This is a genomic window from Pantoea sp. SGAir0418, from assembly GCF_043529865.1.
In genome coordinates, this window is record NZ_CP027911.1 from 1340649 (window position 1) to 1355843 (window position 15195).

The window sequence follows — 15195 nt, forward strand, 5'->3', positions numbered from 1 at the left end:
AGTGCACGTCAATCCAAAAGAAGTGGAATGAGGACTATTGAATGAAACGTGCAGTGATTACTGGCCTGGGTATCGTTTCCAGTATTGGTAATAACCAGCAGGAAGTGCTGGCTTCCCTGCGTGAAGGCCGTTCCGGAATCACTTTCTCCGAAGAGATGAAAGATGCCGGCATGCGCAGCCATGTATGGGGTAACGTCAAACTGGACACTAACGGGCTCATCGATCGCAAAATCGTGCGTTTCATGAGTGATGCCTCAATCTATGCCTATCTGTCGATGGCAGAAGCAATCAAAGATTCCGGCCTGACGGATGAGCAGTACCAGAACAACCCGCGTGTTGGTCTGATTGCTGGTTCCGGTGGCGGTTCCCCGCGTTATCAGGTGTTCGGTGCCGACGCAATGCGTGGCCCGCGCGGCCTGAAAGGCGTTGGCCCGTACGTGGTGACCAAAGCGATGGCGTCCGGCGTCTCTGCCTGCCTGGCCACGCCGTTCAAAATCCACGGCGTTAACTACTCCATCAGCTCGGCGTGCGCGACGTCAGCACACTGCATCGGTAACGCGGTGGAGCAGATTCAGCTGGGCAAACAGGATGTGGTATTTGCTGGCGGCGGCGAAGAGCTGAGCTGGGAAATGGCCTGTGAGTTCGACGCCATGGGCGCGCTCTCGACGAAGTACAACGAAACCCCGGAAAAAGCGTCGCGTACTTACGATGCCAGCCGTGACGGTTTCGTGATCGCCGGCGGCGGCGGTATGGTGGTAGTGGAAGAGCTGGAGCATGCGCTGGCGCGTGGTGCCCACATCTACGCTGAGATCGTCGGCTACGGCGCAACCTCTGACGGCGCTGACATGGTGGCACCGTCAGGCGAAGGCGCGGTGCGTTGCATGAAGATGGCGATGCAGGGTCTGGATACGCCAATCGACTACCTCAACACTCACGGCACGTCAACGCCAGTCGGCGACGTGAAAGAGCTGGGCGCGATTCGCGAAGTGTTTGGCGACAACACGCCATACATCTCTGCGACCAAAGCCATGACCGGTCACTCGCTGGGTGCGGCAGGTGTGCAGGAAGCGATTTACACCCTGCTGATGCTGGAGCACAGCTTCATCGCGCCAAGCATCAACGTGGAACAGCTGGATGACGCAGCGAAAGGCATGAACATCGTGACGCAGCCAACCGAAAAAGCGCTGACCACGGTGATGTCTAACAGCTTCGGCTTCGGTGGCACCAACGCCACGCTGACCCTGCGTAAATATCAGGCGTAACGCTGACGCTGATGCTCAAAGGCCGGTTAATCCGGCCTTTGTTGTTTTTGTCGCTGACGGATTTACCTTGCCAGCAGCGCGACCAGCTTCGCGCAGGCGCGGTCAATTTCGCCGGGCGTCAACGCCGCAAAGCCGAGTATCCAGCCCTGCTGACGCGATGCGCCGGCGTAGAGTGGCGAAAGCGGCGGCAGCAGCAGACCGTCTGCCTGCGCCTGTTGCGTAAGTCGCGCCTCATCTCCCTGTAATAACTCAACCGTCAATTGCAACCCGCCTGTCGCCGGCAGCGGCCGCAGCCACGGCTGCAGGTGCTGTTCGATTCGTGTCAGCAGCCGATCGCGCCGGCTATGATAGAGCTGACGCATCAGCCGCAGGTGGCTGGCGAAATAGCCTTGCTGGATAAATTCGGCGGTGATCGCCTGCGGCAGCAGGGCGCTGTGGCCGTCCAGTACGCTGCGCGCGCGACCCAGCGCCTTCACCAGCGCTGCGGGCACCACCATCCACGCCAGCCGCAGCGATGGAAACAGCGTTTTGGAAAAAGTCCCCAGGCTGATGACCCGACTATCGGCTTCCATCCCCTGCAACGCCGGCGCCGGACGACCGTCATAGTGAAATTCACTGTCGTAGTCATCCTCGATCAGCCAGCTGTCGTGCTGACGCGCCCACGCCAGCCACTGCAGCCGCCGCGCGAGGCTCATCGGGGTGCCGGTCGGATACTGGTGGCCGGGCGTCAGATACACCAGCTGTGCCCGACCGCTGAGCGGCAGCGCGCCCTGATCGTCCAGCGGCATGGCGCGGCAGCGGGCACCGGCAGCGAGAAAGGCGTTGCGCGCACCACGGTAACCCGGCTCTTCCAGCCACACTTCATCCTCCGCATCCAGAAACATCAGCGCCAGCAGCTGCAGCGCCTGCTGTGAACTGGTGAGCATGATGACCTGCTCAGCCGTACAGCGCACGCCGCGCGACAGCGCCAGATAATCCGCCACCGCCTGGCGCAGCGGCGCATAACCGAGCGGATCGCCATAGCCCATCACCTGACTGCCCAGCGCGCGCTGTACGCTGTGACTCAGCCGCTGCCACTGACGGTGCGGAAATGCGCGCAGTTCCGGTGATCCGGCGGCAAAGGCAAAGGGAAAAGGGGGATCCTGGCAGCCACCGGTCGCCAGCACCTGCGTGCCGCGCTGCGAAAAGCGCGGTGCGCGCTGCGCTGTCGCCTTTTCCGCCGGTGGCGGCAGGGCGATGGCGACGAAGGTGCCGCGTCCGCTGTGCCGCTGCACGTAGCCTTCGCTCTCCAGCTGGCTGTAAGCGGCCTCGACCGTTACGCGTGACAGCGCCAGATCGGCAGCCAGCTGGCGGCTGGAGGGCAGCTTCTGCCCGAAGCGCAAATGGCCGCTGACAATGGCCTGGCGCAGCGTAGCGCACAGCCGCTGACGTAAGCCGCCCTGCGTCTGATGACGAAACAGCGGCAAAAAGGCGTGGTGCATAATGGTCTTATTGTTCCGGTCAATGTGGTATCAGGATGCAGACCACTTTGCCGTACACTGCAGGGACATCACAACAGGAGAATGCCATGTCAGCCGTTTTGTTTTATCCGCCCGCCAGCCCGCAGCACAGCGTGGCTTATTTGCAGCACAAACTCAGCTATTACACCGATGCCTGGGATCTGGCGGCGGATTTGGCGCAGGGCGTCACGCAGATTGTGGTGATTGATGCCCGCAGCCGCGACGCGTATCAGGCCGGACATATCTGCGGCGCGCTGTCGTTGCCGCATCGTGAGATGGATGCGGCCAGCACCGCGCGGCTCGATCGTCACCGCGTCTACGTGACGTACTGCGACGGCATCGGCTGCAACGGTTCGACCAAAGCGGCGCTAAAGCTGGCTGAGCTGGGGTTTCAGGTTAAAGAGCTGATTGGCGGACTGGATTTCTGGAAGCGCGACGGCCACCCGATGGCGTGGGGCGCGGCGGCAGGCGAGTGGCCCGCCGCGGCACCCGCGGCGGAGTGCGGCTGCTGAGTGCGATGGCTTAACTACAGCAGCAGCCAGAGCAAAAAGAAGAACAGCGCCAGGCCGAGCACCAGCGTCAGCGCCGGGCGCTGTGCCAGTGGACGCGGCAGAATTTCAACAAACGGTGCCCAGATCGGCTGCGGACGCAACTCGCTGTCGGCCAGCGGCGTTTCGCTGTTGCGCTCGGCGCGGCGGCTGAACAGCAGCATCAGCAGATCCTGACTCTGCGCCGGCGTCAGCAACGTCTGCGGCGTGGCCTGGAAGCGCTGCAGGCTGTAATCCTCGAGCATACGCTGCTCGTCGTGGCTTAGCGGCTGTTTGAGCGAGCTTTCCAGCAGCTGCAGCGTCGGCGCGCTGTGCTGGCTCAGCGTCTGGCGCACCTGTAAAAACTGCGTCAGCAGCGGGAAGTGGCGCGACGGAACCGGGTCGCCGCTCTTCAGATTGACCAGTTTCAGCGTGTCGGCCAGCACTTTTACCGGCGATTCCCCGGTCGCGGCGGCAAGACGCGTGACCTGCTGGTTAAGCGCCTGCTGTTCGGCCGGTAACAGGGTGCGATCGGTGGTGCGCGTCTGCTGCGGCTGCGGGATGGCCATCTGGCCGTTCTGCAGCATGGTCAGCACCTGACGCAGCTGATCCTGGCTCAGCGCGCTTAACACCGTCTGGTTAAATTGCTGGCGGATAAAGTCGCTCACCGCCTGGCGATTGTTGCCCTGCGGCAGTTTTTCCAGCAGCTGCTGCAACAGCTGACGCGTGGCGTGGCTGTTCTGCACCTGGGTCAGACGGCTGTTGAGATGCTGCTCCGCCGCCGGGAAGTGGCGCGACTGCAGCTCGGCGTCATTTTTTACGCCCACTTCATGACGGATGCCAGCCCACAGTTCGGGCGCTTTCAGCGTGCTGAGTGACATGATACGGACGATCAGGCGTTCCAGCGTGGTGCGCTGGGCCGGGGAGAGCGGCTGTTCACCTGCCGCAGCGCCGGGGCGGCCTGCGCCGTTAGCCGGGTTAACAGATGAACGATCGCCCGCGGGCACACCGGGACCGCTGAGAGGTTGCATGGCGGAATCCTTGAAAAACGAGTCAGATCCGGGTGCGCCGGAAAAACGATGGCACATGATAGCAAAAGCCCCCGGGAAATCCACGGGGGCGGCAGGGAGAAAAACAATAAGACACGGATTTATTCTGCGGCGGCCAGCTTCATGCGCTTGCGACGCCAGCGCTTCCACAGCGGCGGCACCACCAGCACGGCGACAGCCAGCACCAGCAGCACTTTACAGATCAGGCTTTCCCACAGAATTGGCAGGTTGCCGTTGCTGATTGACAGCGCGCGGCGCAGGTTCTGCTCCAGCATTTCGCCCAGCACAAAGCCGAGAATCAGCGGCGACATCGGGAAATCCATCTTGCGCAGGATGTAGCCGAAAATGCCCAGCCCGACCATCAGCAGCAGGTCAAAGGTGGTGCTGTGCACCGCATACACGCCCACCGCCGAAATCGCGGCAATTGCCGGTACCAGGAACCACAGCGGAATGGTCAGCATGCGCGCAAAGATGTTGATCATCGGGATGTTCATGATCAGCAGCATCACGTTACCGATCAGCAGCGCGGCGATCAGGCCCCATACGATGTCCGGCTGTTCGGTAAACATCGCCGGACCGGGCGTGATGTTATACAGCGTCAGCGCGCCGACCATCACCGCCGTGGTGCCGGAGCCGGGAATACCCAGCGTCAGCATCGGGATAAACGATCCGCAGGCTGAGGCGTTGTTCGCCGCTTCCGGCGCTGCCACGCCGCGAATGTCGCCCTTGCCAAACTGATCGCTGCCGCTGATTTTCTTCTCACTCATATAGGCAATGGCGCTGGCGATGGTGGCACCGGCACCTGGCAGCACGCCGACAAAGAAGCCAATGAACGAGGAGCGCAGCGTTGCGCCGGTAGCCTGCGCCGCCTCTTTCATGTTGAACAGCATGCGGCCGCTGGCGCGCACCATTTTCTGGCCGCTGCTGGTGGATTCCAGCATCAGCAGAATTTCGCTCACCGAGAACAGGCCGATGACCACCACCACAAACTGAATGCCGTCCGAGAGATGCACGCTGTCGAAGGTAAAGCGATAGACGCCGGTGTTGGCATCAACGCCCACCGTCGCCATGCCGAGGCCGATCAGCGCAGCAAGAAACGACTTCAGCGGGTTGTGGCTCATCATGCTGCCGAGACAGGCAATCGCGAACACCATCAGCGCGAAGTACTCTGCCGGACCAAACGCCAGCGACCAGTTGGCGAGGATTGGCGCAAACAGAATGATGCCGATGATGGCGATGGTTGAGCCGATGAATGAGCTGACCGCCGAGATCGACAGCGCCACGCCGGCTTTGCCCTGCTGCGCCATCGGATAGCCATCCAGCGCGGTCATGATCGCGCCGGCATCCCCCGGCACGTTGAGCAGAATCGACGAGATGCGCCCGCCATATTCGCAGCCGATGTACACCGTTGCCAGCAGGATCAGCGCGGATTCCGCCGGTAAGTGCAGCGCAAACGCCAGCGGCATCAGGATCGCGACGCCGTTAATCGGGCCAAGCCCCGGTAGCAGGCCGACGATGGTGCCGATAAAGCAGCCAATCAGGGCGATCATCAGGTTTTCCGGCGTCATGGCGACGGCGAAACCCTGCATCAGAAAAGACCAGGTATCCATAATTGACTCCTGTTAACTGAACCAGCTGCCGACCGGCAGCGTAACGTCCAGCAGACGATCGAAGGCGTAAAACAGCGCCACACCCATTACCACACCGGAGAGGACGGCTGCCCACCAGCGTGCGCCAAACAGCATGCCGATGCCGAAGGTCAGCAGCGTGGTACACAGGGCAAAACCCAGCTTCTCAAACAGCCAGCCGTACACCATCAGCATCACGCACAGCGCCAGCAGCTTTTTCAGCGTTGCCGCCACCGGCCACTGTACGGCGTCCGGCTTGCGCAGCAGCATCATCACCGCGCAGATCGCCATCAGACCGAGCAGCAGCAGCGGGAAAGGGCGCGGGCCAACCGGCTCGTAGCTGTACTCGCTTTGAATCTGCCAGGCGATAACCATCCCGACGATGCAGAGCACCAGCCACACCGCCGCAAAGATACGATCGCTCATCTGTGCCTCCGTTATTTCGCCAGGCCGAACGATTTCGCCTGTTCACGGTAATCTGCCACCTGTTTCTTGACGTAGGCGTCCAGCTCGCTACCAAACAGGTTGAACTCAAACAGGCCGCGCAGATCGCGCTGCTGCTGAAACTCTTTGGTGGTCACCAGTTTTTTAAACGTCTGTTCCCACCACTGATAATCGGCATCGCTGACTTTGGGGCCGAGGTAATAGCCGCGAATAATCGGCCACTCAACGTTAAAGCCTTGCTCTTTGGCGGTCGGGATGTCAGCCAGTTCGCCCGGCAGGCGTTTGTCGCTCATTACCGCCAGTACGCGCATCTTGCCGCCCTGCAGGTGCGGCACCATTTCACTCATGTCGCCTGATACCACCTGGATGTGGTTGCCGAGCAGCGCGGTAACCGGCTCGCCGCCGCCTTCAAACGCCACATAGCGCATTTTGCGCGGATCGATACCGGCTTCCCGTGCCAGCAGCGCGGTTTTCATCCAGTCCTGGCTGCCGATGGAGGCACCAGCGCCGACCACCACTTTAGTCGGATCCTGTTTCATCGCCTCCAGCAGTTCGCCCAGCGTTTTCCACGGCGCGTCAGCGCGCACGGCGACCATGCCGTAGTCCGTACCAATGGCCGCCAGCCACTTCACGTCATCCACTGAGTAACGACCAAACTTGCCCTGTGACAGGTTCAGCAGCGACCCGCCGGAGAAGGCCACCAGCGTGCCTGCTTCGGCGGGCCGCTGCGCAATGATGGCGTTATATGCCACGGCACCGACGCCGCCCGGCATGTAGGTGACGCGCATCGGCGTGGTGATCTGCCCGGTTTCCTGCAGGGAAACCTGGATCAGTTTACAGGTCAGATCAAAACCGCCGCCGGGTTTGGCCGGGGCGATACATTCGGTCCGCTCGGGTGCCGCAGCCTGTGCCGCAGAAAGAGAGAAAGCCAGCAGGGTCGTGGCGAAGGCGGTGCGCATTGTTTTTTTCATCTGTCGCTCCATTGTTTCTTCCAGAGTGTGATTGCCACCGAACATTCGGGGTTGCTGAATTGTTAAAACAGCAACCTTTCATTTACCTTTCAGCCATCGGCAAAACTAACAGGATGTGATATGCGTCTCTTACTGGTGGAAGATACCGTCGAGCTGGCCAACTGGCTGCAGAAAGCGCTGACGCAAAAAGGCTTCGCCGTGGACTGGGTGGCCGACGGCGTGGCGGCGGATCATGTGCTGCAAAGCGAAGATTATGCGCTGGTGGTGCTGGATGTGTCGCTGCCGCGGCTCGATGGCCTGGCGGTGCTGGCGCGCCTGCGCAAGCGCGGGCAACGCGTGCCGGTGCTGCTGCTCACCGCACAGAGCGCGCTGCAACAGCGCGTGCAGGGGCTGAATGCGGGCGCCGATGATTACCTCACCAAGCCGTTTGAGCTGGACGAGCTGGACGCGCGGCTGCGCGCGCTGCTGCGCCGCAGTCAGGGCCAGGCCACGCAGACGCAAAGCCTCGGCCAGCTGGAGCGCGATGCGGAAGGCTATTTCCTGCTGAATCACAAACCGCTGCCGCTGACACCGCGCGAGGCCAGCGTGCTGTCGACGCTGATGCAGCGCCCGGGAAGGCCGGTGTCGCGCCAGCATCTGTACGAGCAGACCTTCACGCTGGCGGATGAGGCCAGCCCGGAGAGCATTGAGCTGTATGTGCATCGGGTGCGTAAAAAGCTGGCGGGCAGCGACGTGGCGATCGTCACATTGCGCGGCCTCGGCTACAGCCTGGAGTGCCAGCCGTGCGACTGATCCACTCGCTGCGCGGTGAACTGCTGGCGTGGCTGGGCGCGCCGCTGCTGCTGTTGTGGGGATTGTCGGTCTATACCCATTATCAGAGCGCGCTGCAGGCGGCGAATCAGGCTTACGATCGCTCGCTGCTGGCCTCGGCGCGCACCGTGGCCGAGCGGCTGGTGGTGCGTCATCAACGGCTGGAGGTGGATGTACCCTGGGTGGTGCTGGATAGCTTTGAGCGCAACATGAACGATCAGCTGTTCTATCAGGTGATTTCGCCCGAAGGTCGCACGCTGTCCGGCTACCCGGATTTACCGCTGGTGCCGGGCAACGCGCCGCTGTCCGATGTCTATCCGGCGCTGGTGCACTTCTACGATGCGCACTACCGCAAGCAGCCGATTCGCGTAGCCGCGCTGTGGCAGCCGGTGAACGAGGAAGGGGTGCAGGGCATGGCGCTGGTACTGGTGGCGGAAACGCTCAATTCGCGTCACGCCTTTGCCGACAGTCTGCTGCGCACCGCGCTGATCAGCCAGAGTTTTCTGGTGCTGATCACGCTGCTGCTGGCCGGGCTGCTGCTGCGGAAAGTGCTACGCCCGCTGCGCCGGCTGTCACGCATGATGCTGCGCCGCGCGCCGGGCGAACTGACACCGCTGCCGTCGCTGCTGCCGTGGTCAGAACTGCAGCCGCTGATCATCGCCTTCAACCGCCATCTGGAGCGGCTGCGCGGACTGCTGGCTCGGCAGGAGCGATTTAGCGCCGATGTGTCGCACCAGCTGCGCACCCCGCTCACTATTCTGAAAACCCAGGTCGGCGTCGCGCTCAGCAGCGACGATCCGCAACAGTGGCGCGAAAGCCTGCAGGGCATGCGTCATACGCTGGACGACACCGTCCAGCTCACCGATCGCCTGCTGCAGCTGGCGCAAATCAAGGCGCGCCACGGCGAAGATAAGCCCTTCAGCAAGGTCAATCTCAGCGATATCGTGCAGCAGGCCTGTTTGAGCGGCTATGCGGCGGCGCGGCGTAAACAGATCGATCTGGGTTTTGAAGAGCAGGCGGCGAGCCAGGTGCAGGGCGATGCGCTGCTGCTGGCCGAGCTGTGCGCCAATCTGCTGGACAACGCTATCAAATACACGCCACACGGCGGCACGGTGACCGCGCGGCTGCGGCAAAAGGTGCTGGAGATTGAAGACAGCGGGCCGGGCATCGCGGCGGATCAGCAGCGGCAGGCGCTGCAGCCGTTTGGCCGGCTCGATCACGCCAGCCAGCCCGGGGCGGGCATTGGACTGGCGTTGGTGCAGGATATCTGCGCCTGGCACGGCGCGCAGCTGCAGCTGGACCGCAGCCCGCAGCTGGGCGGCCTGCGGGTGACGGTTAGCTTTCGCTGATCGGCGGAGCCATCACGCGTGCTTTACGCAGCGGGGTTTTCAGCCGCTGCGCCAGGATCACCCCGACCAGCGTCAGACCGCCGCCAATCCAGTGATAAGCATGCAACTGTTCGTGCAGGAACAGCACGGCAATGAGGGCGGTAAACACCGGCACCACGTTCATGAAAATACTGGTGGTGCTGGCGCCGAGGCGCTGCACGCCAAGGATCCACAGGAACGGCGCCACAATCGAAGCAAACAGCCCGGCGAACAGCACCAGCGGAATATTGTCGGCATTCAGCGCCACCTCCGGCGCGTGCCAGAAGCCGGGCAGCAGCAACAGCACGCCGAAGAAGATTTGCACGTACAGGCTTTGCCACGTTGGCAGCGGGATTGCCCAGCGCTTCGTCAGTACGCCGTACAGCGCGTAGGAAGTTGAGGCCGCCAGCATCATCAGCTCGCCGTTGCCGAGGCGCTGGCTCAGCAGCTGTGCCGGGTTGCCGGCGCTCACCAGCCACACCAGCCCGGCAAACGACAGCAGGCCGCCAATCAGGATGCCGCGCGTCGGCGCAAGGCGCAGTACCACCAGGCTGAGCAGGATGGTCAGCAGCGGAATGGTGGCGCCAAGAATCCCCATCATCACCGCCGAAACGCTGTGTGCCGCATAATAGGCGAGGCTCTGGTACAGCACCATGCCGAGCAGGCCCAGCACCAGTAAGCGCCACAGCTGGGTTTTGATGGTGTGACGATGGCGCCATACGCCCGGCAGGCAGAAGGGCGTAAGCACCAGCAGCGCCAGCAACCAGCGGTAAAAAGAGATGGCAGCAGGATCGATGCTGCCGGCAGACAGCTTGCTGACGATGGTGTTGATCGACCAGATCAGCACCGCCACCAGCGGTAACAATAAGTTCATAGTACGGCTCCGAATGTGAATCGCGACTAGCTTACGTTTGACCGGTTTAAAGCAGATAGTTAAAATCGGACAAAATTCGTTAGTGACCGGACAGAATGAATCTTCAGGTTGAGTATCAGCCACCGCGCGACGCGCCGCTGCTGCGTTTTTTCATGCGCTATGAGCAAACCAACGCCAAAACCGAATACCTGCCGCACCAGCACGACTGGGGCCAGGCGATTTTCGTCACCAGCCACGTGCTGGAGATGGAAGTGGAGGGCGAGCGGCTGCTGACGCCAGCCGAGATGCCGATCTGGATCCCGCCGGGCCAGCGCCACAGCAGCTACAACCATTGTCAGGCGCAGTTTCGCACCTTCAACCTTGCCGCTGATTTATGCGCCGGCATGCCGGAGAAAGCCTGCCTGCTGAGCGTGGACGCCATCGTGCACGCCATCATGAATGATTTTGCCCGCCGCGCGCTGGAGCAGCCGCAGAGCGACGCCGACTGGCGGCTGTGCGAAGTGCTGATTGATCGGCTGCGTCTCGCGCCGGTGAACACCAGCTATCTGCCGATGTCCGACGATAAATTCCTCGCGCCGATTCTGCGCGCGCTGGAAGAGAACCCGGGTGATAACACCACGCTGGCACAATGGGCGAAGCGCGTGTTTACCACCGAGCGTACGCTGGCGCGGCGCTGTCAGCAGCAGTTGCAGATGTCATTCAGCGAGTGGCGCCAGCGTTTACGCTTTTTGCGCGCGATTGCGCTGCTGGAGCAGGGCTGCAGCGTGCAGGGCATCGCCCACGAGCTGGGTTACAGTTCCGCCTCCGCGCTGATCGTGATGTTTCAGCAGCAGGCCGGCACCACGCCGGATCGCTATCGCAGTCGGTTAGGTTAATCCCCGGCTTTGTGCCATGATATGCCCCGTTTATTTCAAGCAGACAGGACCGCCGCCGTGAAAATTCTCGTCGATGAAAATATGCCCTACGCCCGTGAACTGTTCAGCCGCACCGGAGAGGTGGTGGCGGTGCCGGGCCGCCCGCTGCCGGCAGCCGAACTGCAGGATGCCAGCGCGCTGATGGTGCGCTCCGTCACCAAAGTGGATGCCGCACTGCTGGCCGGCACGCCGGTGAAGTTTGTCGGCACCGCCACTGCCGGCACCGATCATGTTGATGATGCCTCGCTGGCGGCGGCCGGGATCGGCTTCTCGGCCGCGCCGGGCTGTAACGCGATTGCGGTGGTGGAATATGTGTTCTCCGCGCTGCTGCTGCTGGCCGAACGCGACGGCTTTGATCTGCGCGATCGCACCGTGGGTATCGTCGGCGTCGGTAACGTGGGCGGACGGCTGGCTAAACGCCTCGCCGCGTGGGGAGTAAAAACCCTGCTGTGCGATCCGCCGCGCGCCGATCGCGGCGATGACGAAGATTTCCACTCGCTCGACGCGCTGGTGGCACAGGCCGATATCCTGACCTTTCACACGCCGCTGTTTAAAGACGGCCGCTACAAAAGCTGGCATCTGGCGGATGCCGCGCTGCTGATGGCGCTGCGCCCCAACACCATTCTGATCAATGCCTGTCGTGGCCCGGTGGTGGATAACGCCGCGCTGCTGGAGGTGCTGAAACTGCGTAACGATCTCAGCGTGGTGCTGGACGTGTGGGAACCGGAGCCGGATCTCAACCTCGATCTGCTGGACAAGGTCGATATCGCCACTGCGCATATCGCCGGTTATACCCTTGAAGGGAAGGCGCGCGGCACCACCCAGGTGTTTGAGGCGTGGAGCGAATTTATCGGTCAGCCGCAGCAGGTGGCGCTGGACACGCTGCTGCCGCGCCCTGAATTTGACACCATTACGCTGCACGGCAGGCTCGATCAGCCGACGCTGAAACGCCTGGTACATCTGGTGTATGATGTGCGCCGCGACGATGCGCCGCTGCGCAAAGTGGCCGCGCAGCCGGGCGAATTTGATCGCCTGCGCAAGCAGTATGTCGAGCGCCGCGAGTGGTCTTCGCTGCAGGTGATCTGTGATGACGCGGAGAGCGCGGCGCTGCTCAATCAGCTTGGCTTCAGCGCCACGCTGCAGGCGAATCACTAATCTCTGATTTTTCTGAATTAATGGGCGATGCATGTCATCGCCTCTCTTTTTTATGTCATTGTCTGGAGTAAACCAACATGTCTGACGGCTGGAATATTGCGCTACTGGGCGCGACAGGCGCAGTAGGGAACGCTGTACTGGAACTGCTGGCGGAACGCCAGTTCCCGGTTGGTGAGTTATATCTGCTGGCGAGTGAAAACAGCGCCGGCGAAAGCGTGCGCTTTGACGGTCGCTCGCTGCGCGTGCAGGACGCGGCGGAATTTGACTGGTCGCAGGCGCAGCTGGCGTTCTTTACCGCCGGTCGCGAGGCGTCGGCGCGTTATGCCGAAGAAGCCGCCAGCCAGGGTTGCCTGGTAATCGACAGCAGCGACCTGTTCGCGCTGGAGCCGGACGTGCCGCTGGTGGTGCCTGATGTCAATCCACAGGTGCTGGCGGATTACCGCAATCGCAACATCATTACCGTGGCCGACGCGCTGGTGAGCCAGCTGTTGAGCGCCATCAAACCGCTGGTGGATGCCGCTGGTTTAGGCCGTCTGCAGGTGACCAACCTGGTGTCGGTCTCCAGCCACGGTAAAGCAGCAGTTGATGGACTGGCCGGTGAGAGCGCGCGGCTGCTGAACGGCGTACCGGCCGATGAGCACTATTTTGGCCGCCAGCTGGCGTTCAACCTGCTGCCGCAGCAGGCGGACAGTGCCGGCAGCGTGGCGAGCGAGCGCCGACTGGTCGATCAGATGCGTAAAGTGCTGCAGGACGAAGGATTACCGATTGCGGTGAGCAGCGTGCAGGCGCCGGTGTTCTACGGCAACGCGCAGATCGTCTATATCGAAAACCTGCGGCCGCTGTCGGCGGAGGAAGCGCGTGACGAACTGGCGCGCGCCGACGATATCAGCCTGAGCGATGACGGTGATTACCCGACGCCGGTCAGCGACGCCTCCGACAGTGAAGCCCTGAGCATCGGCAGCGTGCGCAATGACTACGGCATCCCGGAGCTGCTGCAGTTCTGGTCGGTGGCCGACAACATCCGCTTCGGTGGCGCGCTGATGGCGGTGAAAACCGCAGAGAAGCTGGTGCAGGAGTATCTGTATTAATGCTGGAAGACGCGACCCCGTTTAAGCTGGCGCTCGGCATTGAGTATGACGGCAGCCGTTACTACGGCTGGCAGCGCCAGAATGAAGTACGCAGCGTGCAGGAAAAGCTGGAAAAAGCGCTGGCGAAAGTGGCCAATCACCCGGTGAACGTGTTCTGCGCCGGACGCACCGACGCGGGCGTGCACGGCACCGGCCAGGTGGTGCATTTTGAGACCACCTCCTCGCGTGCCGACAGCGCCTGGACGCTGGGCGTGAACGCCAACCTGCCGGACGATATTGCGGTGCGCTGGGTGAAAGCGGTGCCGGAAACCTTTCACGCGCGCTTCAGCGCCACCGCGCGCCGTTATCGCTACGTGATCTACAACCAGCGGCTGCGTCCGGCAATTCTCGGCAACGGCATTACCCATTTTTACCATCCGCTGGATGCGGAAAAGATGCACCGCGCCGCCCAGGCTTTACTGGGCGAGAACGATTTTACTTCGTTCCGTGCGGTGCAGTGCCAGTCGCGCACGCCGTGGCGCAACGTGATGCATCTCAACGTCACGCGCCTGGGGCCGTACGTAATTGTGGATATCAAAGCCAACGCCTTCGTGCATCACATGGTGCGCAATATCGTCGGCAGTCTGCTGGAGATTGGCTGCGGCAATCAGCCGGAAACGTGGATGGCCACGCTGCTGGCGGCAAAAGATCGCACGCTGGCGGCGGCAACGGCGAAAGCCGAAGGGCTGTATCTGGTGGCGGTGGATTACCCTGCTCAGTTTGCGTTACCTCAGCCTGCGCTGGGACCGTTGTTCCTCGCGGATTCATTTTAATCGGAAAGTGTCAGGGAGTTAGCTGTTATGGAGTTTATCCACTTTATCGTCGATTTCATTCTGCACATTGACGTGCATCTGGCCGAGCTGGTGGCGCAGTACGGCATCTGGATTTACGCCATTTTGTTCCTGATTCTGTTCTGTGAAACCGGGCTGGTGGTTACGCCGTTCCTGCCGGGTGATTCGCTGCTGTTCGTCGCCGGTGCGCTGGCGGCGCTGCCGGGCAACGACCTCAACGTGCACCTGATGGTGACGCTGCTGGTGATTGCCGCCATTCTCGGCGACGCGGTTAACTACACCATTGGCCGGCTGTTTGGCGAGAAGCTGTTCAGTAACCCGAACTCGAAAATTTTCCGCCGCAGCTACCTCGACAAAACCCACGCGTTTTACGATCGCCACGGCGGCAAAACCATTATACTTGCGCGCTTTGTGCCAATCGTGCGAACCTTTGCCCCCTTTGTGGCGGGAATGGGACACATGTCTTATCGCCACTTCGCGCTCTTTAACGTGACAGGCGCGCTGCTGTGGGTGCTGCTATTCTCCTATGCCGGTTACCTGTTTGGTGACCTGCCGGTGGTGCAGGAAAACCTTAAGTTGCTGATTGTTGGCATCATCATTGTCTCGGTACTGCCAGGCGTGATTGAAGTGTGGCGTCACCGCCGCCAGGCGCGTCAGCACAAGTCGCAGTAAGCCTGTTACCAGATTTTTATCCACAGCGTGAACGGGTTGTGGTTTAATGAGCGACATTTACGGCCTGCTGAAGGTGATTTCAGCAGTAACGACAAGACTGGACCA

The 15195-nt window shown here is 61.7% G+C and carries 15 protein-coding genes; 9 read left to right on the plus strand and 6 right to left on the minus strand.

Annotated features, from left to right (window positions below):
- Positions 1 to 41: 41 nt before the first annotated feature.
- Positions 42 to 1262: a beta-ketoacyl-ACP synthase I gene (fabB, locus tag C1N84_RS06085; protein WP_021509164.1), complete on the plus strand. Its 1221-nt coding sequence runs from the start codon at positions 42 to 44 to the stop codon at positions 1260 to 1262.
- Between the two features lie 62 nt (positions 1263 to 1324).
- Here fabB and C1N84_RS06090 read toward each other — a convergent pair whose 3' ends face one another.
- Positions 1325 to 2743, minus strand: a complete 1419-nt coding sequence (locus C1N84_RS06090; RefSeq protein WP_264442494.1) for a MocR-like pyridoxine biosynthesis transcription factor PdxR — start codon at positions 2741 to 2743, stop codon at positions 1325 to 1327.
- Between the two features lie 86 nt (positions 2744 to 2829).
- Between C1N84_RS06090 and C1N84_RS06095 the strand changes: the two genes are divergently transcribed.
- Positions 2830 to 3273, plus strand: a complete 444-nt coding sequence (locus C1N84_RS06095) for a rhodanese-like domain-containing protein (protein WP_058769886.1) — start codon at positions 2830 to 2832, stop codon at positions 3271 to 3273.
- 14 nt (positions 3274 to 3287) lie between these two features.
- On the opposite strand, the gene flk is transcribed toward C1N84_RS06095, so the two are convergent.
- The 4 genes from flk to C1N84_RS06115 form a co-directional block, all read right to left on the minus strand.
- Positions 3288 to 4319, minus strand: a complete 1032-nt coding sequence (gene flk, locus C1N84_RS06100) for a flagella biosynthesis regulator Flk (protein WP_059009109.1) — start codon at positions 4317 to 4319, stop codon at positions 3288 to 3290.
- A 119-nt stretch (positions 4320 to 4438) separates the two neighbouring features.
- Positions 4439 to 5947 (minus strand): tripartite tricarboxylate transporter permease, encoded by a 1509-nt coding sequence (locus tag C1N84_RS06105; RefSeq protein ID WP_058782030.1) that lies wholly within the window; start codon positions 5945 to 5947, stop codon positions 4439 to 4441.
- A 12-nt stretch (positions 5948 to 5959) separates the two neighbouring features.
- Positions 5960 to 6391, minus strand: a complete 432-nt coding sequence (locus tag C1N84_RS06110; protein WP_058769887.1) for a tripartite tricarboxylate transporter TctB family protein — start codon at positions 6389 to 6391, stop codon at positions 5960 to 5962.
- A gap of 11 nt (positions 6392 to 6402) precedes the next feature.
- Positions 6403 to 7380, minus strand: a complete 978-nt coding sequence (locus C1N84_RS06115) for a Bug family tripartite tricarboxylate transporter substrate binding protein (protein ID WP_058769888.1) — start codon at positions 7378 to 7380, stop codon at positions 6403 to 6405.
- Between the two features lie 120 nt (positions 7381 to 7500).
- Here C1N84_RS06115 and tctD point away from each other — a divergent pair, with 120 nt between their 5' ends.
- Positions 7501 to 8172: a transcriptional regulator TctD gene (tctD, locus tag C1N84_RS06120; RefSeq protein ID WP_104093057.1), complete on the plus strand. Its 672-nt coding sequence runs from the start codon at positions 7501 to 7503 to the stop codon at positions 8170 to 8172.
- Positions 8163 to 9539, plus strand: a complete 1377-nt coding sequence (locus C1N84_RS06125) for a sensor histidine kinase (RefSeq protein WP_264442503.1) — start codon at positions 8163 to 8165, stop codon at positions 9537 to 9539. Before tctD ends, C1N84_RS06125 begins: the two co-directional genes overlap by 10 nt.
- On the opposite strand, the gene C1N84_RS06130 is transcribed toward C1N84_RS06125, so the two are convergent.
- The gene (locus C1N84_RS06130; protein ID WP_059009116.1) at positions 9526 to 10431 is read right to left on the minus strand and encodes a DMT family transporter; all 906 of its coding nucleotides are present in this window, start codon (positions 10429 to 10431) and stop codon (positions 9526 to 9528) included. The genes C1N84_RS06125 and C1N84_RS06130 overlap by 14 nt on opposite strands.
- A gap of 95 nt (positions 10432 to 10526) precedes the next feature.
- Here C1N84_RS06130 and C1N84_RS06135 point away from each other — a divergent pair, with 95 nt between their 5' ends.
- The 5 genes from C1N84_RS06135 (at position 10527) to C1N84_RS06155 (ending at position 15090) form a co-directional block, all read left to right on the plus strand.
- Entirely contained in the window at positions 10527 to 11306 is a 780-nt protein-coding gene (locus C1N84_RS06135; RefSeq protein WP_021509174.1) for an AraC family transcriptional regulator, read from the plus strand.
- Positions 11307 to 11363: 57 nt separating this feature from the next.
- The gene (gene pdxB, locus C1N84_RS06140; protein ID WP_264442507.1) at positions 11364 to 12500 is read left to right on the plus strand and encodes a 4-phosphoerythronate dehydrogenase PdxB; all 1137 of its coding nucleotides are present in this window, start codon (positions 11364 to 11366) and stop codon (positions 12498 to 12500) included.
- 77 nt (positions 12501 to 12577) lie between these two features.
- On the plus strand, positions 12578 to 13588 hold the full coding sequence (locus C1N84_RS06145; RefSeq protein WP_394541792.1) for an aspartate-semialdehyde dehydrogenase: 1011 nt from the start codon (positions 12578 to 12580) through the stop codon (positions 13586 to 13588).
- Complete coding sequence (truA, locus tag C1N84_RS06150) at positions 13588 to 14400, plus strand: tRNA pseudouridine(38-40) synthase TruA (RefSeq protein ID WP_264442512.1); 813 nt, start codon at positions 13588 to 13590, stop codon at positions 14398 to 14400. The genes C1N84_RS06145 and truA overlap by 1 nt, the downstream gene beginning before the upstream one ends.
- Positions 14401 to 14427: 27 nt before the next feature.
- Positions 14428 to 15090, plus strand: coding sequence for a DedA family protein (locus C1N84_RS06155; RefSeq protein ID WP_010617492.1), 663 nt, complete (start codon positions 14428 to 14430; stop codon positions 15088 to 15090).
- The last annotated feature ends 105 nt before the right edge of the window (positions 15091 to 15195 follow it).

Bases quoted from the DNA above. Each gene is read 5' to 3' on its own strand.
- fabB (WP_021509164.1), top strand. From the start codon at position 42: ATGAAACGTGCAGTGATTACTGGCCTGGGTATCGTTTCCAGTATTGGT.
- C1N84_RS06090 (WP_264442494.1), bottom strand. From the start codon at position 2,743: ATGCACCACGCCTTTTTGCCGCTGTTTCGTCATCAGACGCAGGGCGGC.
- C1N84_RS06095 (WP_058769886.1), top strand. From the start codon at position 2,830: ATGTCAGCCGTTTTGTTTTATCCGCCCGCCAGCCCGCAGCACAGCGTG.
- flk (WP_059009109.1), bottom strand. From the start codon at position 4,319: ATGCAACCTCTCAGCGGTCCCGGTGTGCCCGCGGGCGATCGTTCATCT.
- C1N84_RS06105 (WP_058782030.1), bottom strand. From the start codon at position 5,947: ATGGATACCTGGTCTTTTCTGATGCAGGGTTTCGCCGTCGCCATGACG.
- C1N84_RS06110 (WP_058769887.1), bottom strand. From the start codon at position 6,391: ATGAGCGATCGTATCTTTGCGGCGGTGTGGCTGGTGCTCTGCATCGTC.
- C1N84_RS06115 (WP_058769888.1), bottom strand. From the start codon at position 7,380: ATGAAAAAAACAATGCGCACCGCCTTCGCCACGACCCTGCTGGCTTTC.
- tctD (WP_104093057.1), top strand. From the start codon at position 7,501: ATGCGTCTCTTACTGGTGGAAGATACCGTCGAGCTGGCCAACTGGCTG.
- C1N84_RS06130 (WP_059009116.1), bottom strand. From the start codon at position 10,431: ATGAACTTATTGTTACCGCTGGTGGCGGTGCTGATCTGGTCGATCAAC.
- C1N84_RS06135 (WP_021509174.1), top strand. From the start codon at position 10,527: ATGAATCTTCAGGTTGAGTATCAGCCACCGCGCGACGCGCCGCTGCTG.
- C1N84_RS06145 (WP_394541792.1), top strand. From the start codon at position 12,578: ATGTCTGACGGCTGGAATATTGCGCTACTGGGCGCGACAGGCGCAGTA.
- truA (WP_264442512.1), top strand. From the start codon at position 13,588: ATGCTGGAAGACGCGACCCCGTTTAAGCTGGCGCTCGGCATTGAGTAT.
- C1N84_RS06155 (WP_010617492.1), top strand. From the start codon at position 14,428: ATGGAGTTTATCCACTTTATCGTCGATTTCATTCTGCACATTGACGTG.